Consider the following 17,902-nt stretch of genomic DNA (forward strand, 5'->3'; position numbering starts at 1 on the left):
TTTTTTATTGCCTGTTACCAGACTGGTTCGGAATATAATGGTCCCCGTGGAGGAATATCCCATGGTGGAGGAGGGGGCTTCAGTCCTGGAGGCCGTCTGGAAGATTAGGGAATCATTTCACCGGAAGGATGGCACCTGGTACGGTTTTCAATCGCTTATGGTGATTAACGACAGAGGGGAACTGGTAGGTATATTGACCCTTAAAAGCCTTCTGGTGGCCCTGCGGCTGAGGGAGTTCATGGACCACATATTAAACGGCGACCCCACCGGACTGTTTTTTACTCCCCATTTAATCAAGGATTCCAAAATAACAGTGCGCAAAATAATGCGGCCCTTAAGCGTGATTACGGTGCAGGAAGACGCCACAATAATGGAAGCCCTGCTGATAATCTTAAAGAATAATATTAATTCGCTGCCGGTGCTGTCGGGCACAAAGCCAGTGGGGGTGGTTCGCACTCTGGATCTATTCTGGTTTGTGGGTGAACTGCTTGACTAGTTTTTTATCCTGGATGGATGGTGATGAGTAATGGCTGCCGGAAAAACGGCGGAACAAATAATGGTGCCTTTAAACGATTATAATACCATATCCGAGAATGCCACCGTTTACGATGCCATCAAGGTTTTAAAAGAATCCTTTCACAGGGACGGGCGGGCATGGTACGGCCACCGCAGTGTAATTGCCACAGATGCAAAGGGGCAGCCCACCGGCATTCTTACCCTGAGGGGAATACTCCAGGCAGCCGGGCTGCGGGATATGGAGAAGGATTTGGATTTTAAAACGGAGTCATGGGGCTGGTACTATATCAAAAGGCTGCGTGAAGAATCCCGGCTGTCCGTAAGGGACGTGATGCAGCCTTTGCGCCTGGCCCAGGTGCGCGCCCAGGACGGCTTGACCGACGTGGCCAGGGTGATGCTAAAAAATAAAGTAAACTCCGTTTCCGTATCCAAAAACGGAAAAACCATAGGCATTGTCAGGCCTATAGACGTGTTTATGGCTGTTGATGAATATTTTGAATAGTGCCGGGGGACACACCTTTTGCCAGGAAGCCGGGTAATCCCCGGCATTTTTATTGCAACGACCCATAGATAGCGTTTTATGCGGCTTTGGGGGAAGGGGTTGCTTATGGCTTCCATAAACAGTTATGAAAAGGTGTCTTTTGGCCAGTTATTTTTTTGTATGTTTTGGGAAACCCTGAAAATGATTGTTCTGGGGATTATCGTTGTTTTATCTAATTTTTTAACGCCTGTCAGGCCTGATAAAGCCTTCGTTATTATCCGGTTCTGGCTGAAAATTTCTGCCATGTTGGATAAAAAGATTGCAAGCTCTGTTCATTACTAAATATAACTAAATCTTCTGACTAAACATTGGACATTGCCACGGGGGATACGGCGGTCCTATCAAACTGCCGTATCCCCCGTGGCATAAGGGTTTTTCGTAATTATCTCCTGGGATTGATTAAAAAATGGTCACGGCTGACCGGATTATGGTCACCCGTAACCATTTTTGTGTTTTATTAAACTAGCTGCCGCGCTGTTTTTAGAGATTGAATGTTTTGGCACTAACCTTGCTCCTGATAATCTTGGATTACGGCGTGGCATGAATAGGGGACAAGGGGGGTTCTGTTTTGACAGTCAGGGAATTTATAAGCCTTTTTGAACAACAAAAAAACGCCTTTTTGATGCAAAATATAATTGGAGAGGGACAAACCGGAGTACTTGAGGAATTCGAGAGCTGGCTTAAAGAAAATCATCCGGGCCAAGAACCTGTTTTCGAAGATAAAAAAACAAAAAAGGCCAGGACCGGGGCAAAGGTAAAAAAAGAAAGCAAAAAAACAGAGAAACAAGATTTCAGCCTTTATCTGGACAACATAATGGATGAAGCGCAGAAGGCGCTGGAGGAGAAAGGGCTTCAGATTAACTGTATTTCCCTGGGAAAAGCCATGGGGCTGCGGGAGACTTCAAAATGCATAAAAATATTTAACGATGTCAATATCTTTTACCGGATTGGCAAGAGCCTGCCCCGTAAGGGCAAATACCAGGGGCAGAATATAATGTTGATAGAGCTGGTAATGGACGGCTATAAAAGTTCCATATTTCTGCCACTGTTGAGTAAACAGGCGGAAATTGAAAGGCGGCTGGGAATTCCCGTGGAGAGGGAAATGCCGCATATTGAAAATGTGGGAAAATACCGCTTTAAACTGTATTTCCCCCTGGATAATAGCGGGGAATACGGTCATAGACCCTGGAAAATCGGTAAAATTCTGGCGGAATTCATCTGCATCACCAAGGAATTACTGGAAGAGCTGGGCTGCGTAAAGGGATAGCGGCGTGTTCCGGCGTACTGCCGGGTTTGCTTGGCTGCCGCCGGCGTACCTGGGAAGTGTGACTAAGATCACTTTCAGGCGCGGGAAAAGATCACTTATTTCCGGAAGGTTTTTCTGTATAATTAGTACAGAAAGGAGTGATCGCCGTGAGTGGCAGCCTGCCCGGCAAGTGCCTTACCACCGCCATGGGCATACTTCCCCACACAGCCGTTGAACCGGCCCTGGAACTGGCCCTGAAACTTGATATACCTTTCTGGCCCCAGTTACCAAGATTCAGCTTTTATGAGGACATGTACGTCCAGGTGAGCGAGCATTTTCCGGGAATAATTGTGGACCAGGAAAAGCTCAGGATACAGCTGGACATGGAGAAGTTCTATGGTGAGCTGCCTGATTATGTGGAAAAAATGGAGGAGCGTTCCTATCTGGAGCTTTCCCCCAAATATTCAGTGGCCCTGGACGCTTTTCTGGAGAGGGATTTGAGTTCCTATCCGGTGATCAGGGGGCAGAGCATAGGTCCTGTGAGTTTTGGTCTGAAGATTACCGACCGTGAACTGAAGCCGATAATTTATAATGACGAAGTAAGAGACCTGCTTTTTGATTTTATCGCCCGGAAGTTAAACGCCCAGTACGGGCAGCTGAAGGAAAAGAATGATAACGCCTTTGTCTGGCTGGACGAACCGGGACTGGAAATACTGTTCGGATCATTCACCGGTTACTCCAGCCACAGAGCCAAGGAAGATTACCGCAATTTCCTGAAAGGGGTAAACGGTCCCAAGGGAGTGCACCTTTGCGGCAATCCGGACTGGTCTTTTCTGCTGGACCTGGAGCTGGATATTCTTTCCGTGGACATTTTTGGCTGGGGACACATTTTTACCCGCTACCACCAGGAGGTTATTTCATTCATGGAAAGGGGCGGAATAATTTCCTGGGGTATCGTGCCCACCCTAACGGAGGAGATAGACGCCCAGACCGCGGACGGGCTGGTGCAGAGGCTGGAATCCCTCTGGCTATACCTGGAGAAGCAGGGCGCCGGCAGGGAGATGATTTATGACCGGGCGTGGCTGGCCCCCGCCCGTTGCTGCCTGATTAACGCGGACGGCAACGCCAGTGTCGAAAAAGCTTTCTCTCTGTTAAAAGATATTTCATTACGCCTGAGAGAGAAATGGAATTAGCCGGATGTAAAGAAAACCCGTTTTTGCAGGGTTTTCTTTATTGTTTTTTTATGATTTTTTTCAGCAGTGAGGCCAGCCGTCCGGGGCTGTTTTTTTCTGCTTTTTGCTTGTCCCGTTCCATTATCGCTTCCTGATTGGCGGCTATTTCATGGATTGCCCCGGCCATCTTTTCCATGATAGCGGCCAGTTTTTGCAATACCCTGGAATGCTCGGCGATAACCTTGCCCATCACCGCTATGGCTTCGGATGTGGAGAGCAATTTTCCGTCCTGGGTTATTATTCCCAGGTATATTTCCCTGGACAGGGCGTCACATATTTCACCGGTGTCGAAGCCTTCCTGGTAAAGGGACTCAATCCGGGTCAGTATCTGCACGGCTTCGGGAAGGTATTTTTTCTGCCTGCCGAAAATCTGGCTGGGAAGGTAATCGTCAAAAAGATTCGCGTAGCGCCTGGCGGTGAATTCCGGCAGTCCTGCCAGCCTGGCGGTTTCATTGAGGGAAAGCCATCGTTCAGGCACTTTATCACCCCTATGTCTTGTCATTTTCGGGGGGAAGTTCCCCGGAATTTACGGCACGGGTTTCCGGCGGAGGTTCTTGGAAAACGCCGGATCTATTATTCATGATATATAAAAACCGGTCTGTTTACCAGTTATTTTAATTTGGATAGCCTTTCCTGGTGACAAAATTAAATTTAACAATGGGAAGCCTTTTTTTTGCGCAAAATATAAAAGGTAATTTAAAGAAAAGAAGGATGTACTACCATAGGCGGCTATGCTATATTTTAAATAAGTGTTATTGAAAAAATGTATAAAATTTTGACAAAGCTTTATAAAATTAAAGGGGGTATGGTTGTGAATTCCGGCACTACAAGCAGCGGTTCCCAGTCGCTTTTTTTAAGGGGCGTAACGTCGATAGCTTGCGGGGTTTGGCACAGCATTGCCCTCCGGGCGGACGGCACTGTATGGACTTGGGGCCATAACGCCGACGGTCAGTTGGGGGACGGAACCTTTGAGCAGAGGAGCGCACCGGTCAAAGTTAAGGGATTGACCGATGCCATTGCTATTGCCGGCAGAATCTGGCATACCCTGGCCCTGCGGTCTGACGGCACGGTTTGGGCCTGGGGGCATAATGGCGACGGCCAGCTGGGTGACGGAACCACCATAAACCGTCCGGCCCCGGTACGGGTTGCCGGGCTGAACGCCATAACCTCCGTGGTTGGAGGGCGGGAGCACGCTGTGGCGCTAAGGGCCGACGGCACGGTTTGGGCCTGGGGCAGCAGCGAATTTCACCAGCTGGGGGACGGCACGGAGACTGAAAAACTTACCCCGGTTCAGGTAAGGGGCCTTACCGCGGTTACCGCCATTACCGGGGGAGGCTGGCATACCATAGCCCTGCGGGCGGACGGCACTTTGTGGGCCTGGGGAAACAACGAATTCGGCCAGTTGGGGGACGGAACAGTTGATGAGCATTTTTATCCGGTCCAGGTGAAAAACATGTTTGGGGTTGTGGCGGTATCCGGGGGCCGTGAGCATACCATAGTATTAAAGGCGGACGGCACCGTGTGGGGCTGGGGAAGAAACGACGCCGGACAGCTTGGGGACGGCAGCACCAAAGACCGGCTTGATCCGGTGCAGGTGGCGGATCTTTCCGGTGTCAGCGCCATTGCCAAGGCAAGAAATCATACCCTGGCTCTTAAGAATGACGGCACCGTATGGGCCTGGGGGAAAAATGACGTGGGCCAGCTGGGAAACGGAAGTCTCGAAGACAGCCTGACTCCCGTCCAGGTGGAAAAATTGACCGGGGTAACGGCCATAGCCGGGGGAGGGTGGCATTCCCTGGCGCTCAGGGCGGATGGAACGGTTTGGTCCTGGGGGAGCAACAACAACGGCCAGTTGGGCAACGGCACCAATCTGGACAGCAAGGTGCCGGTTCAGTGTATTGCCGGTAACGATCCGCAGGCCGGCGGCAATTGCTGTAATTAATAGATACCGGAGGTATAAAAGTGGCAAATAAAGTTGTTTATAAGGGAAGCTCGGACTACCTGGCGTCGGAGGACCTGGAAAACGCCGTCAACATTGCCATGGCCCTGGGCAGGCCGCTGCTGATAAAGGGAGAGCCCGGCACCGGGAAAACAATGCTGGCCAAAAGCGTGGCCCAGGGGCTGGAAATGCCCTTTTTGATCTGGAATATAAAATCCACCACCAAGGCCAAGGAGGGCCTGTATGTCTACGATACCGTTCAGCGGCTGTATGACAGCCAGTTCAAGGACAGGGACGTTTCGGATATTAAACAGTATATCAAGCTTGGAAAACTTGGGGAGTCTTTTGTTTCCGACACCCAGACGGTATTGCTTATTGATGAGGTAGATAAGGCTGACCTGGAGTTTCCAAACGATCTTCTTTGGGAACTGGACATAATGAATTTTTACATACCCGAAACGGGTGAAACTATTGCGGCCAAACACCGTCCCCTGGTAATTATTACTAGTAACGCGGAAAAGGAACTTCCGGACGCTTTTTTGCGCCGCTGCATTTTCCATTACATTGCTTTTCCCGATGAGGAAATGATGGCCCGGATCGTCAAGGTTCATTATCCGGAGCTGGAAGCAAATCTCCTGGCGGAAACCCTCAAGGCTTTTTACTGGCTGCGGTCCATACCCGGACTTCAAAAGAAGCCCAGCACCAGTGAACTGCTGGATTGGATACAGGCTCTGGTGGTGGGCGGCATTGAGCCGGAGCGTTTGTCGGCGGAGATCCCTTTCTTAGGCGTGCTGTTGAAAAAGAACCAGGATTTCGATCAGCTACTGCGCCGGCTTTCCTCCGGCGGTCAACAGCGCCAGCAGGGATGGGGCATCAAAAAGTTTGGCAACTCCTGATTAAAGGAGTGGATAGATATGTTTTCGGGTTTTTTTTACGTGTTGAGAGACCAGGGGGTGCCGGTTACACCCACCGAATGGATGACATTGATGGATGCCCTTAACCAGGGTCTTGCGGGACCAAGCCTGTCGGGATTATATTACCTGGCCCGGTCGGTCCTGGTAAAAAGCGAAACCCATTATGACCGTTACGACCAGGCCTTCGCCAACTACTTTAAAGGGGTTGAAACCACCGATAAACTAGCGGATCAGGTGGCCAGGTGGCTGGAAAAATCCCTGCCCAGGCTGAAGATAGACCCATCCCAGCGGGTGTTTAAAGACTGGGATTTGGAGGAGCTTAAAAAGGCGCTGGAAGAGAGGCTGGCCAAACAGAAGGAGGAGCACCACGGGGGCTCCCAGTGGATAGGCACCGGTGGTACCTCCCGCTTCGGCCATTCCGGTTATAACCCTGCCGGAATCAGGATAGGAGGGGAGTCAGGCAACCGCTCCGCGGTAAAAGTGGCCGCCGAAAGGCGCTACAGGGATTTCAGGGCTGACGAGACCATAAATACCAGGCAGTTTGAAGTGGCCCTGAAAAAATTAAGGCAGCTCAGTGCCAATGACGAAGGTCCCCGGGAGGACCTGGACATTGACGAGACCGTGGAAGCCACCTGTAAACGGGCGGGACTGCTGGAACTGGTATGGGAGAAGCCCCGGAAAAATACTTTGAAGCTGGTTTTGATGATGGATTCCGGCGGCTCCATGAATCCTTTTTCCCGGCTCTGCTCCCAGCTCTTTACCGCCGCGTCCAGGGCCAACCACTTCAAGGATATTAAATTTTTTTACTTCCACAACTGCGTATATGATAATTTGTTCCTGGACCCGTTCTGCTCCGTGCGAAATTCGGTGAAAACCCGGGACGTTTTAAGAGACCTTAGCCAGGATTACCGGTTGATAATGGTGGGAGACGCCAGCATGGCCCCCAGCGAATTACTGATGGCGGGCGGGGCACTGGACTGGGGCGCGGAGAACGAGGAGCCTGGCCTGGCCTGGCTGGAAAGGCTTAACCGGCATTTTCACCACAGTGTCTGGCTAAACCCTCTTACTGCGGCTGAATGGCCTCCGGTGGAGGCCACTTACGATACAATAGCTTATATCCGCAGGCTTTTTCCCATGTTTGAGCTGACGGTGGAAGGTCTTGAAAGGGCTGTTAACAGGCTGAAGGTAAATAAATAGACAAATATTCAAAAAATTAAAGGAATTCCGGCAGGTTGACAGAATATTGAATTTAATACATTCGGGGGGGATGACAGAGTTGGAAAATGATATTACCGTGGAAGCCCGGAATAGGGCTGGAGGTCATTTTAAATCCGGGTACAACTGTGCTGAGGCAATTTTTCTTGCTTTTAGGGAAATGCTTACACCGGATGTTCCCGCGGATATGGTCCGGATGTTTACCGGGCTGGGCGGGGGACTGGGCCATGCCGGCTGTATGTGCGGCGCCCTTGCGGGTTCCGCCCTGGTGCTAGGGCTTCTAAAGGGCCGCACATCCCAGGAGGAGGACAGGGAGCCGGCCTATGACCTGGCCAGGGAATTCCATGACCGTTTTGAGCAGAAATACGGCTATACCTGCTGCAGGAGCCTTAACCCGCATCCCTTTGACACGCCGGAACACCTGAAGAACTGCCTCAAAATAACCGGCAATACCGGTAAATTGTTGATGGAGTTTTTGCAGGAAAAGAATCTGGCAGCCCAATAGGGGACTCCGAAAGGATTTGGAATGACTGTAAAAAGGCTTGCCCTTGGTCGCGCGGGTGAAGACCGGGCGGTTGGATATTTTAAAGAGCTTGGCTACATTATTGTTGAAAGGAATTTCCGCTGCAAGCTGGGGGAAATCGACATAGTGGCCAGGGACGGGCCGGTTTTGGTTTTTATCGAGGTTAGAACCCGGAGGGGTGACGGCTACGGCAGCGCCCTGGAGAGCATAGTCTATAAAAAGCAGTTGAAAGTCCGCCAGGTTGCCAAATACTATCTCCAGTCCACCGGTTTATTTAGCGGGCCTGTACGCTTCGACGTGCTTGCCCTGACGGCGGGACCCGGCGGGATTGTAAAGGTAGAGCATGTAAAGAACGCCTTTTGAATAGCAAAGGGCGTTCTTTAACTTTCCCGCCGGTAAGAGAGTCCCCACTCCGGGCCTTCCTTACCGGCGAAGCGAGAGTCAAGGTAGGGATAGCTCACAATATAAAGGTTTGCCTGGAGGGAAAGGGGGCATGCTGTGAAAGACTGTCCCTTTTTTTATGCCATGTAGTATAATAATTGGTAAAATTAATCTATTATGTATCAGGAGTTTTCAGTTGGTTATTTCAATGAGGTGAAATAATGATTGTCGGATTATTAACTCTGGAACTGTTCATTGGTGAGGCGGAATCTTTAAAGGACAAGAGGCGTGTGCTGAAAAGCATCATCGACAAAATGAAGGCCAAATTTAATATCTCCGTGGCCGAAGTGGATAAACAGGATTTATGGCAGTTCTCCACCGTCGGGGTGTCTTGCGTTTCCAACGAAGCCTCCCACGTGCATCAGATGCTGTCCGCCGCGGTTAAATTTGTGGAAAGCCAGGGTACTGTGGAGATACTTGATATGCAAACCGAATTGCTTTAAAACCCCTTTCATGCTCCGGCAGCTTCACGGGCTGCCGGTTCTTCTTCGGCCTTTTCCCCGCCTTTAAGCTCCGCTGCAAGCATGCCCGCCAGTATTAAAAAACATCCCAAAAGTTGCCTTACGGATAGTAATTCATCGGCCAGCACGAAGGCTGAGAGGGCGGCAAAAATCGGTTCCATGGTAAATATTATGGCTGTATGGGTGGTCGAGGTGAACCTTTGCACCTTGTTCTGAATCAGGAAAGCCAGGGCCGTGGCGGGAATAGCCGTAATCAGCAGGGCCACCCACACCGGTCTGGTGAATTCTCCCGGCATGGTTTCCAGGAACATCCCGAAAATAAAACTCATGGCGGAAACGGTGCCGATCTGGATAATGGCCAGCAGCACCGGGTCCATTTTACTGGCGTAGCGTCCCACCATAATAATGTGCAGGGCATAGCATACGGCGCAGAAAAATGTAAGCGTATCCCCGTAATTAATGGTGAAGGAATCGTTTATGGCCAGAAGTCCCAAGCCGGCTGCCGCGGAAAGGACTCCCAGGGTCGTATATACGGACGGTATGCGCTTTAGTCCGATGGCTGCGAAAAGCGGTACCAGCACCACCGCCAGGCCGGTAATAAAACCGGAATTGGCGGCGCCGGTATACTGCAGGCCAACTGTCTGGAAGGCGTAACCTCCAAAGAGAAAAGCGCCGATGTAAGCCCCTGCGGCCAGATTTGACCTGTTTATGCCGGAAAGCCTCCTGTAATATATTGCTGCCAGAAAAATAGCGGCCAGCAAGAATCTGATTGCCAGGAAATAATAGGGTCCTATGCCGCTCAGCGCATCCTGAACAGCCACAAAGGAAAAGCCCCAGACGGCGGTTACCCCCACCAGGGAGAGGTCCGCCTTAACCTGCCGCAATTTATTGCCTGCCATTAATATATCACCTTTATTCTCCCGGATATTAAGCGCTTCTTCAACTTGAAACATTGTCCCACGGCGCCATTGCCCTGTCAAGATTAACCTTTTTGCTAAAGTATTTAGGAATGCTATAAAAATGTACCATTTAATAAATATGTCCGACGCGGTTGTGGATGACTACCCGGTATTCTCCTACTACATCAAGCAGAATCCGGGCTCTGTTAAAATTGTGGGGGAGTTGAGAACAAACGATTACTACGGCATAGCCTTTCCTAAAAAGAATACCGAACTGCCGGAAAAAGTGAACGCAGCACTTATGACCCTCAAGGAAAACGGCAAGTATGCCGAAATATACAAGAAATGGTTTGTCCAGTAACCTCCCGCCTACATCCCCGGGGAACCGCCTGCCAAGTAGAAAATAAATTGAATGATGCGGTTTAAACAATAAGCGCGGCACATAAAGGTTGCGCTTATTTTCATTAGGATTTGCCTTTTACAGGTAAGTATTAATTAACTGGTGTTAAAAATTAATGGTTTGTTAAATTTTAAGGCAGGATTTTGCTACTTTTAAGCGAAAAAATATTAGTGCTAAAAATACATAGAAGGAGGTAGGGTTTTGAAGAAAACTGTAAAATGGGTTCTTGTGGCTTTTGCCGTACTGGCTCTGGCAATGGTTGCCGCGGGCTGTGGCGGCCAGAAGGAAGCCGGCAAGGAAACCCCCAAGGAAAACTCCACTGAAAACCAAAAGTATGTTTTTGGTTCCGACACGGCATATGCTCCTTTTGAATCCATGGACAACACCACCGGAAAACTGGTTGGTTTTGATGTGGACCTGATTGACGCCATTAATGAGACTGCCAATATCAGCATTGAAATTAAGGGTATGAATTTTGACGGTCTTATTCCTGCCCTGGAAACCGGCAGCATTGACGGGGCTATTTCAGCCATGACCATCACTGACAAACGCAAGGAGTCCGTTAATTTTTCAGTTCCTTATTACCTTTCCGGCCAGAGCGTGGCCGTACGCATGGACAATGAGGCCGTCAAGGGATTTGACGACCTGAAGGGCAAAAAACTGGGCGTCCAGATAGCCACCACCGGCGCCGACGAGGCCCGTAAGGTTCCCGATGCCGTTGTTACCGACTACAATACCATTAACGAAGCCTTTTTAGCGTTGAAAACCGGCGCGGTGGAGGCGGTTGTAAACGACTACCCGGTATCCGCCTATTACATCAAACAGAATCCCGATGCGGCTAAAATAGTGGGCGACTTGAGGACAAGCGAACACTACGGAATCGCTTTCCCCAAAAAGAACACCGAACTGCTGGAAAAAGTCAACGCGGCGCTTAATACCCTGAAAGAAAACGGAAAGTATGCCGAAATATACAAGAAATGGTTCGGTCAGGATCCTCCCGCCTACCTGCCCGGGGAACCAACCAGTTAAGGCAATAGAATAATCAAATAGTACTGACATGAGAATATGCGTAACACAAAGAGTGTTACGCATATTTAATGTCCGGTGGGATTTGGGGTGATATATTGGATGTAGTCATAGAGTCGTTTCCTTTTTTCCTGACTGGGGCTTCCATGACTATCAAAATAACGGTCCTGGCGGTGACCTTCGGGTGTATACTGGGACTGTTCCTGGCATTGTTAAGGTTATCCAAAAACAGATTGATTAGTTTTCTTGCAGTTTGTTATATTGATTTTTTCAGAGGCACGCCGTTATTGGTGCAGATTTTGATCATCGCCTTTGGAATTCCCAATCTCCTGGAGGTGGGGCAAAGTTACCTGGTAAAAAACCTTGGCATGCCCCAAATACTACACAACTACGCGCTGCCTATTTTTGTCATCGCGGTGCTTGCCACCACCCTTAACAGCGGGGCTTATATAGCGGAAATTTTTCGGGCCGGTGTGCAATCCATAGACAGGGGACAGATGGAGGCGGCCCGCTCCCTGGGACTGACCCATGCCCAGGCCATGCGCTACATCATCCTGCCCCAGGCTTTTAAAAGGGTGGTTCCGCCCCTGGGCAACGAATTTATAGCCATGTTAAAGGATACTTCCCTGCTTTCCGTTATAGGCCTGGTGGAACTCACCAGATCGGGCCAGTTAACCGTGGGAGCCACGTACAAAGCCTTTCCGGTGCTGTTGACCATCGCCTTTATTTACCTGGTGATGACCCTGGCCATTTCCCGCCTGGTAGACTATTTGGAAAGGAGGCTGAAAACCGGTGATTGAGGTTAAGAATCTTCATAAAAGATTTAACAAGCTACACGTTTTAAAAGGAATCGACTGCCGGGTTTCAGCCCAGGAAGTGGTTTGTGTTATCGGCCCCAGCGGCTCCGGAAAAAGCACCTTTTTACGATGTATTAATCTTCTGGAGGAGCCCACCGAGGGAGAAATATACATTGAAAATGTTAAAATCAACGACCCCAAAACCAATATCAATAACATCAGGGCCGAGGTGGGCATGGTTTTTCAGCGGTTTAACCTTTTCCCCCACAAAACCGCCCTGGAAAACATAACCCTGGCTCCGGCGAAGGTAAGAAATGTTTCCAAGCAGGAAGCCGAGCGGGATGCCCACAAACTGCTGCAAAAAGTGGGACTTACCGACAAGGCCAATGTTTATCCCGACCAGCTTTCCGGCGGGCAGCAGCAAAGGGTGGCCATTGCCCGGGCTCTGGCCATGAAGCCCAAAGTGATGCTTTTCGACGAACCCACCTCCGCCCTGGACCCGGAGATGGTGGGCGAGGTGCTGGCGGTGATGAAGGATCTGGCCCGGGAGGGAATGACCATGATAGTGGTCACCCATGAAATGGGTTTTGCCAGGGAGGTGGGAGACCGGGTGATATTTATGGATGAGGGCTGTATATTGGAGGAGGGAACTCCTGAGAAAATATTCGGTGATCCCCACAATGACAGACTGAAATCTTTTTTGAGCAAGATTTTGTAAAACAGCCCCCCATAAAGGGGGTTAATTTTTAAGCGTTGACTGACATTTTGGCCCTGTAATTGCATGTATACTTTCGTGACACCGTTCGGGGGTGAAGGTTTTTTGATTGAAAAGTATACATGCGGCTTTAATTTGTATTATCCCCAGGCCAGAAGGGATTTCGCCTTTTCTTTAATTAAGGGGATGCCCGGCGTGGGCGCCATAGAATATAAAGTAATCAGGGATTTTGTGCGGGGAATAACCGATTTCGGGGAGATAAATCCCAATTATACGGGATTACGGGAAATGCCGCGCAACATGGTGCTGCACATGTCCGCTCCTTCGGGCAAAAGCCTTGGTATCATGGTGCTGGAACCCGGAAAAGACCGCCTGGTCCGTATAGACATTACCCTTTTAAGGGAAGATTGCCGGGGGAAGGGGCTGGGCAAGCACCTTTACGCCTGTGTTGAAAAGGCTTTGGCTGACGGCACCGTGCTTTATGTGGAGCATGTGACCTTTTACGGCAGTAAATTTTTCAAAAAATGCGGCTTCAACAGGGATGTGGATTTAATAAAAATATTGTCTTCCTCAAACAGGATAGATGTGGACCCGGGGGAATGCTCAAGAATATTAAAGGCCTGCGTATAGTAATTCTAATTATAAGAATTCGGGTTGTTGCACAGAAATATTTATGAGAAGAATTTACGGAGTTTTTTAACTTTTGGATGGGAATGATTGTTTACATCTTCAATTGTTTACAGAATACAAAAAAACGGAGTGGTTTTGATGTCTATTCTGGATAAAGCCGCCGACCTGGGCAGGATGCTGGGTAAGTCCAAGGAATACCGGGAGATGAAAGATGCTGAAGCCATGCTGAAAAAGGATCAGGAGGCTGAAAATTTAATACAGCATTTTTCCATGCTGCAGCAGTCCTATGAAAGAATGCACATGACCGGACATGAAATAACCCCGGAGCATTTGGAAAAGCTTAAAGAGGCAGAGCAGAATATGATGGCCAATAAAAATGTTAAGATATACTATCGGGCCAGAGGACAGTTCAACAGCCTTTTCAACAACGTTAACCAGAAAATCAGGGAGAACATGGAGAATACCGGCAAATCCTGAAGCCCTGCTCCGGCCGCGGCCTGCTTTGGGCCTCCGCCATTCCCGCAATAAAGAAAAAATGCGTATCCTTCCTGTATAAATAGCGCTGCAAATAATAACACTAGATACAGATATATTCGCAGGGGGGATAAAATGGATAGAGCGCAGGAAATGACCAGCCAGACCGACAGCCGTTACAGACACAATAGCACCGACAGGGATATGCTGGATAAGGGGGCCATATTGCAGAGGGACGGGACATATGCCATAGCTCCCCACATTCCCGGCGGGGTGATCATGGATTTCAACCTGCTGAGAAAGATCGCCGACGTGGCGGAGAAGTATAAATGCGCCGCGGTGAAGGCAACCTCATCCCAGCGTCTGGCCATTGTCGGGCTGAAAAAGGAAGACGTGGACAGCGCCTGGAGGGAGCTGGGAATAGCACCGGGAGCGGCCATAGGCCTGTGCGTGCGCAGTGTAAAATTCTGTCCCGGCACCACCTTTTGCAAACGGGGCCAGCAAGACGCGGTTGGTCTGGGTATGTCCATCGACAAAAAGTATCATGGCATGACCCTGCCCTCCAAATTTAAAATAAGCGTCAGCGGCTGCCCAAACAAATGCATGGATGCCGCCGTTATTGATTTCGGGGTGATGGGCACCAGCAAGGGATTTACCGTGTACGTGGGTGGGAACGGCGGAGTTACGCCCCGTTTCGGCCAGAAATTGGTGGAGGAAGCCACCAGCGACCAGGTGATGGGGATACTGGACAGGTGCATTGATTATTACAAATCCCAGGCCCGAACCAACGAAAGGCTGGGTAAATTCATCGACCGGGTGGGATTTGATGCTTTCAGGGAAAACGTATTGCAGCAGGCGGCGGTACATTAAAAGGACAGTATAAACAAACCGGCTTTTGGCACCTTGACGTGATATGCCATATATGCTACTATAATTTTTGCAGCATTTACAATAATTTTAATGCGGGCGTGGCGGAATGGCAGACGCGCTGGACTTAGGATCCAGTGGGGTAACTCCCGTGGAGGTTCAAGTCCTCTCGCCCGCACCAGTAAAATCAAGGCCTCCGGCAAATCGGAGGCCATTTGTTTTAGTCACATTTTAATTTTACGGTTGTTTTGAATGATTACTGTTGAAAAACTATCCTGGCCATAAAAAGGCCGAGTTTAACGCTCGGCCTTTTTATACCCGACTCAACGAGATAGCTGGTAATTAACGTATTGGTTGAGGCTTATATTTTCTTCCTTTGCCTTCTCGACGAGTCGGCGGTGAAGTGATTTAGGAACCCTCACATTAAATTTGCCTGAGTATTCTTCGTTCGAAGGTTCAGAGATTGCAATGCCATCCTCCAGGGCGACTTCAAGCCAGCAGGTTTTCGCGTCCTCAATCATTTTAATAGCGTCCTCAACGGTCTCGGCTTGGCTAATACAGCCGGGGAGGTCTGGAATTGCTACAACGTAACCTCCTTCTTCCGCGGGGGTAATGGTTATCCGGTAAGGTAACGCGAGGTAATACTGAAGGTTTTTTTTACTCATCTTCCATCGCTCCTTCAAGGGCCGATATGGCTTCTTTAACGTAATGAGCTTTAATGTGAGGCTCGTTATAAGGAATAGAAATAATTTTATCCCCTTTTCTATAAACGTAATGGCTTGAACCTTTACGCGGTTGCTTTTTTTCGAAACCTGCCCGGATTAATATTTTGTCTAGTTCCTCGAATCTAACATGCCGGGGGTTATTCTTAATTTTTTCTAAAAGTTTTTCGAGCTTACCTGGAATTGTGCTTTTTATTGAGTGAATATGGAGCATCCCCAACAAGGTTTTTATTCTTGTGGGGGATGTTTGTTTTCATCAATCTTGTCATTATCATTGTCTGGACTTATGACAATCAAGTTGTCTGCGGTATCATCTGCAATGTACATTTCTTCGGTTCGTTGCTGCGCTTTTTGAAGTGCTGAAATTACTTTTGTCGTTTCACTGAAAAGAATCTCATACATTTCTTTATAATCTGGCACCCTGTTCATCTACTCCCCTCAACATAATACCATTCAAATGTTTGTCTATAGTTATATATTGTTGGTTAATAGATGTCAAATGCCGCTTCATAGCTTATGTATATCGGTTGCTCTGCGCGATACACTTTTATTGAGGTGATTGCGTATGGCAAGAAGCACAAAAGTAGCCCTTGGAAATAGAGATAAATATATCGCTCTTGGATTGAATATTGCTTATTATCGCAAGCGGGAAGGTATGACACAAGACCAACTCGCCGAAAAAGCGGGCATGAGCCGCTCCTATCTTGGCGAAATCGAAGCGCCAAACATGATAACCACTTTATCTTTAGAGGTTCTATTCAATATTTCGAATGCGCTACGAATACCTGCGTCAAAATTACTTGAGTTTAGAGATTAAAGTAATTGGACGTCTTACTGGTGTTAGGAGGAAGTTATTATGGCAAAACGCAATGATGATTTTTCCGTTGAGAAGAAACCGTGGTCAGAAGTGCGTTTGACCTGTAGAACGATACTAATTCTTTGGGTATAATATTATTAGGAGTTGTTTCGCTTGCCACTGATCTGTGAATTTCTCGGGCTAAAGATTTATATGTATTTCCACGATCATAACCCGCCTCACTTTCATGTCCGTGGCAATAACATTTCAGCCCTCGTCGATTTTTCGGGAAGAGTTATAGCAGGGGATTTACCGGGAGAACTATCAGCGAAGGTGGCAGCTTGGGCAAGGTTCCGCAAGAAGGAATTGGAATGGAACTGGGACAGGGCGAAAAAAGGGGAAAAGTTAGTAAAGGTTGACCGTTAGGTCTGGAGGGTGTTTTTATGGATTTTGATAAAGGGGTTAAAACCGTTTTGCATGAGATAAAAAGCGTCTACCCCGTTAGAGACTTTCACCTGATTCTGGAATTTGACAATGGAGAATACAGGGTTATTGATGCACGCCCGTTTTTAGTTGGCCCAGCATTTGAACGGATAAAAAATCCGGCGATCTTCAAGAAAGTATCAGTAGACAATGATGCGGGTACAATTTCGTGGTTTGGTGAAATTGACATAGACCCCGATGTTTTATACGCCCAAAGCGTTCCACTCGAATTGCCTATGGAGGCTTCCAGATAAAACCGGTACTTTTATACCAGTTTTTTTGTTGTAATGCTTTTTACCGCTTCTGTTGCATAGAAATCTCTTAAGCAGCCCTGATCTCTATTCAAGATTTCGTTTGCCGTGCGTTACCTGGGTAATATAGATGGCTTCCTGCCGTATCTGGTACATTATTCTATATGAGCCGTAAATAATTTCACGGGTGTTTTCCTCACCGATTTCCGGCACCATCCGTCCACTTCGGGGAAATTGTGACAGTCTCTCTGTTGCCATAATTATATTGGCGGTAAATCTCTCAGAATAGTAAACTGAATCCTTGGCAATATAATCCTTAATTGAATGTAAATCCTGAAAGGCCGGTTTTGTCCAAAGCACCTTTATCATTGCTGCCTGAGAAGTAAACCTTTCACTTCATCCACCGTGAGAACATCTCCATTTTCAATAGCAGCCATAGCGTTTTTATGTTTCTGTAAAACGTACAGTTCATACATAATATCTTCCAGCGTGGCGGTTTCCGGCAATCTGTTGATAAGGCTGATAACCTCTTCTTTTATCATCGATTAATCACCTCATAAATATTTTACCACAAATTCTTTCTCATAAAACTAAAACCACGGAGAAGCCGGAATCCCCCAAATGATAATACTCCAGAAATAGCCTGCCCCAAATGTGGGAGAGATATGGCCCATACAGGAGAAACCGAGGATAGGTGAGACCATCCTCGGTTATTTTTTAGTCGCCCGAAGGGCGATTTTGTTCATTTAAAAAGATTCCCGGGTACCCTGCAGACTACATCTTCAAAAATATATGTAAAAAACCCACAGGCTTT

Annotated in this window: 27 protein-coding genes and 1 tRNA gene; 21 read left to right on the forward strand and 7 right to left on the reverse strand. The window is 48.3% G+C overall.

The genetic code is table 11. From position 1 onward, the window contains the following. Positions 1-7 precede the first annotated feature (7 nt). The 4 genes from DCCM_RS08130 to DCCM_RS08150 all read left to right on the forward strand — a co-directional run bounded on the left by DCCM_RS08130 (position 8) and on the right by DCCM_RS08150 (position 3,496). The gene (locus tag DCCM_RS08130) at positions 8-496 is read left to right on the forward strand and encodes a CBS domain-containing protein (protein WP_104371921.1); all 489 of its coding nucleotides are present in this window, start codon (positions 8-10) and stop codon (positions 494-496) included. Between the two features lie 30 nt (positions 497-526). Further along, entirely contained in the window at positions 527-1,018 is a 492-nt protein-coding gene (locus DCCM_RS08135) for a CBS domain-containing protein (RefSeq protein ID WP_104371922.1), read from the forward strand. A gap of 607 nt (positions 1,019-1,625) precedes the next feature. Beyond that, positions 1,626-2,324, forward strand: coding sequence for a hypothetical protein (locus DCCM_RS08145; RefSeq protein WP_104371924.1), 699 nt, complete (start codon positions 1,626-1,628; stop codon positions 2,322-2,324). Positions 2,325-2,470: 146 nt separating this feature from the next. Continuing rightward, positions 2,471-3,496 carry a uroporphyrinogen decarboxylase/cobalamine-independent methonine synthase family protein gene (locus tag DCCM_RS08150; protein ID WP_307718805.1) on the forward strand — a complete coding sequence of 342 codons (1,026 nt, stop codon included), beginning with the start codon at positions 2,471-2,473 and terminating at the stop codon, positions 3,494-3,496. A gap of 37 nt (positions 3,497-3,533) precedes the next feature. On the opposite strand, the gene DCCM_RS08155 is transcribed toward DCCM_RS08150, so the two are convergent. Beyond that, complete coding sequence (locus DCCM_RS08155) at positions 3,534-4,013, reverse strand: hypothetical protein (RefSeq protein ID WP_104371925.1); 480 nt, start codon at positions 4,011-4,013, stop codon at positions 3,534-3,536. Positions 4,014-4,346: 333 nt separating this feature from the next. On the opposite strand from DCCM_RS08155, the gene DCCM_RS08160 reads away from it, so the two are divergent. The 6 genes from DCCM_RS08160 (at position 4,347) to DCCM_RS08185 (ending at position 9,010) form a co-directional block, all read left to right on the forward strand. Continuing rightward, complete coding sequence (locus DCCM_RS08160; RefSeq protein ID WP_207655560.1) at positions 4,347-5,477, forward strand: RCC1 domain-containing protein; 1,131 nt, start codon at positions 4,347-4,349, stop codon at positions 5,475-5,477. A 20-nt stretch (positions 5,478-5,497) separates the two neighbouring features. Beyond that, the gene (locus DCCM_RS08165; RefSeq protein WP_112787736.1) at positions 5,498-6,370 is read left to right on the forward strand and encodes an AAA family ATPase; all 873 of its coding nucleotides are present in this window, start codon (positions 5,498-5,500) and stop codon (positions 6,368-6,370) included. A gap of 18 nt (positions 6,371-6,388) precedes the next feature. Then, complete coding sequence (locus DCCM_RS08170; RefSeq protein ID WP_104371927.1) at positions 6,389-7,585, forward strand: vWA domain-containing protein; 1,197 nt, start codon at positions 6,389-6,391, stop codon at positions 7,583-7,585. Positions 7,586-7,664: 79 nt separating this feature from the next. After that, the gene (locus DCCM_RS08175) at positions 7,665-8,108 is read left to right on the forward strand and encodes a C-GCAxxG-C-C family (seleno)protein (protein WP_231702706.1); all 444 of its coding nucleotides are present in this window, start codon (positions 7,665-7,667) and stop codon (positions 8,106-8,108) included. A 21-nt stretch (positions 8,109-8,129) separates the two neighbouring features. Continuing rightward, on the forward strand, positions 8,130-8,489 hold the full coding sequence (locus DCCM_RS08180) for a YraN family protein (protein WP_104371929.1): 360 nt from the start codon (positions 8,130-8,132) through the stop codon (positions 8,487-8,489). A gap of 239 nt (positions 8,490-8,728) precedes the next feature. Then, complete coding sequence (locus DCCM_RS08185) at positions 8,729-9,010, forward strand: DUF503 domain-containing protein (RefSeq protein WP_104371930.1); 282 nt, start codon at positions 8,729-8,731, stop codon at positions 9,008-9,010. A gap of 8 nt (positions 9,011-9,018) precedes the next feature. Here DCCM_RS08185 and DCCM_RS08190 read toward each other — a convergent pair whose 3' ends face one another. Continuing rightward, on the reverse strand, positions 9,019-9,981 hold the full coding sequence (locus DCCM_RS08190) for a DMT family transporter (protein ID WP_307718806.1): 963 nt from the start codon (positions 9,979-9,981) through the stop codon (positions 9,019-9,021). Positions 9,982-10,048: 67 nt separating this feature from the next. On the opposite strand from DCCM_RS08190, the gene DCCM_RS08195 reads away from it, so the two are divergent. The 8 genes from DCCM_RS08195 to DCCM_RS08230 all read left to right on the forward strand — a co-directional run bounded on the left by DCCM_RS08195 (position 10,049) and on the right by DCCM_RS08230 (position 15,017). Beyond that, a complete protein-coding gene (locus tag DCCM_RS08195) occupies positions 10,049-10,288 on the forward strand; it encodes a transporter substrate-binding domain-containing protein (protein WP_104371931.1) in 240 nt (79 codons plus the stop codon). Between the two features lie 240 nt (positions 10,289-10,528). After that, positions 10,529-11,356, forward strand: coding sequence for a basic amino acid ABC transporter substrate-binding protein (locus DCCM_RS08200; protein ID WP_104371932.1), 828 nt, complete (start codon positions 10,529-10,531; stop codon positions 11,354-11,356). Between the two features lie 68 nt (positions 11,357-11,424). Then, the gene (locus tag DCCM_RS08205; protein ID WP_165792068.1) at positions 11,425-12,153 is read left to right on the forward strand and encodes an amino acid ABC transporter permease; all 729 of its coding nucleotides are present in this window, start codon (positions 11,425-11,427) and stop codon (positions 12,151-12,153) included. Then, positions 12,146-12,868, forward strand: coding sequence for an amino acid ABC transporter ATP-binding protein (locus tag DCCM_RS08210; protein ID WP_104371933.1), 723 nt, complete (start codon positions 12,146-12,148; stop codon positions 12,866-12,868). Before DCCM_RS08205 ends, DCCM_RS08210 begins: the two co-directional genes overlap by 8 nt. Positions 12,869-12,970: 102 nt before the next feature. Next, positions 12,971-13,495: a GNAT family N-acetyltransferase gene (locus DCCM_RS08215; RefSeq protein ID WP_104371934.1), complete on the forward strand. Its 525-nt coding sequence runs from the start codon at positions 12,971-12,973 to the stop codon at positions 13,493-13,495. Positions 13,496-13,633: 138 nt separating this feature from the next. After that, complete coding sequence (locus tag DCCM_RS08220) at positions 13,634-13,972, forward strand: YlbF/YmcA family competence regulator (protein ID WP_128739117.1); 339 nt, start codon at positions 13,634-13,636, stop codon at positions 13,970-13,972. A 132-nt stretch (positions 13,973-14,104) separates the two neighbouring features. Beyond that, positions 14,105-14,839: a ferredoxin-like domain-containing protein gene (locus tag DCCM_RS08225; protein ID WP_104371936.1), complete on the forward strand. Its 735-nt coding sequence runs from the start codon at positions 14,105-14,107 to the stop codon at positions 14,837-14,839. A 92-nt stretch (positions 14,840-14,931) separates the two neighbouring features. Continuing rightward, a tRNA-Leu gene (locus DCCM_RS08230) sits at positions 14,932-15,017 on the forward strand. Between the two features lie 142 nt (positions 15,018-15,159). Here the strand turns inward: DCCM_RS08230 and DCCM_RS08235 are convergent. Genes DCCM_RS08235 through DCCM_RS08245 form a run of 3 tightly spaced genes read right to left on the reverse strand, consistent with a single transcriptional unit; the run spans position 15,160 to position 15,987 of the window. Further along, on the reverse strand, positions 15,160-15,501 hold the full coding sequence (locus DCCM_RS08235; RefSeq protein ID WP_104371937.1) for a type II toxin-antitoxin system HicB family antitoxin: 342 nt from the start codon (positions 15,499-15,501) through the stop codon (positions 15,160-15,162). Continuing rightward, a complete protein-coding gene (locus DCCM_RS08240; protein ID WP_104371990.1) occupies positions 15,494-15,772 on the reverse strand; it encodes a toxin HicA in 279 nt (92 codons plus the stop codon). The genes DCCM_RS08235 and DCCM_RS08240 overlap by 8 nt, the downstream gene beginning before the upstream one ends. A 14-nt stretch (positions 15,773-15,786) precedes the next feature. After that, positions 15,787-15,987 carry a hypothetical protein gene (locus DCCM_RS08245; RefSeq protein WP_104371938.1) on the reverse strand — a complete coding sequence of 67 codons (201 nt, stop codon included), beginning with the start codon at positions 15,985-15,987 and terminating at the stop codon, positions 15,787-15,789. A gap of 136 nt (positions 15,988-16,123) precedes the next feature. Between DCCM_RS08245 and DCCM_RS08250 the strand changes: the two genes are divergently transcribed. The 3 genes from DCCM_RS08250 to DCCM_RS08260 all read left to right on the forward strand — a co-directional run bounded on the left by DCCM_RS08250 (position 16,124) and on the right by DCCM_RS08260 (position 17,091). After that, positions 16,124-16,375: a helix-turn-helix domain-containing protein gene (locus tag DCCM_RS08250; RefSeq protein ID WP_104371939.1), complete on the forward strand. Its 252-nt coding sequence runs from the start codon at positions 16,124-16,126 to the stop codon at positions 16,373-16,375. 153 nt (positions 16,376-16,528) lie between these two features. After that, positions 16,529-16,780, forward strand: a complete 252-nt coding sequence (locus tag DCCM_RS08255; RefSeq protein ID WP_104371940.1) for a DUF4160 domain-containing protein — start codon at positions 16,529-16,531, stop codon at positions 16,778-16,780. A 17-nt stretch (positions 16,781-16,797) separates the two neighbouring features. Next, entirely contained in the window at positions 16,798-17,091 is a 294-nt protein-coding gene (locus tag DCCM_RS08260) for a DUF2442 domain-containing protein (RefSeq protein ID WP_104371941.1), read from the forward strand. An 84-nt stretch (positions 17,092-17,175) separates the two neighbouring features. On the opposite strand, the gene DCCM_RS08265 is transcribed toward DCCM_RS08260, so the two are convergent. Both DCCM_RS08265 and DCCM_RS18530 read right to left on the reverse strand, forming a co-directional pair. After that, the gene (locus DCCM_RS08265; RefSeq protein ID WP_104371942.1) at positions 17,176-17,457 is read right to left on the reverse strand and encodes a type II toxin-antitoxin system RelE/ParE family toxin; all 282 of its coding nucleotides are present in this window, start codon (positions 17,455-17,457) and stop codon (positions 17,176-17,178) included. Beyond that, complete coding sequence (locus tag DCCM_RS18530; RefSeq protein WP_165792069.1) at positions 17,454-17,630, reverse strand: hypothetical protein; 177 nt, start codon at positions 17,628-17,630, stop codon at positions 17,454-17,456. Before DCCM_RS18530 ends, DCCM_RS08265 begins: the two co-directional genes overlap by 4 nt. Between the last annotated feature and the right edge of the window lie 272 nt (positions 17,631-17,902).

The sequence above is a fragment of the Desulfocucumis palustris genome (assembly GCF_002933875.1).
In the GTDB taxonomy this organism is placed as follows: domain Bacteria; phylum Bacillota; class Desulfotomaculia; order Desulfotomaculales; family Desulfocucumaceae; genus Desulfocucumis; species Desulfocucumis palustris.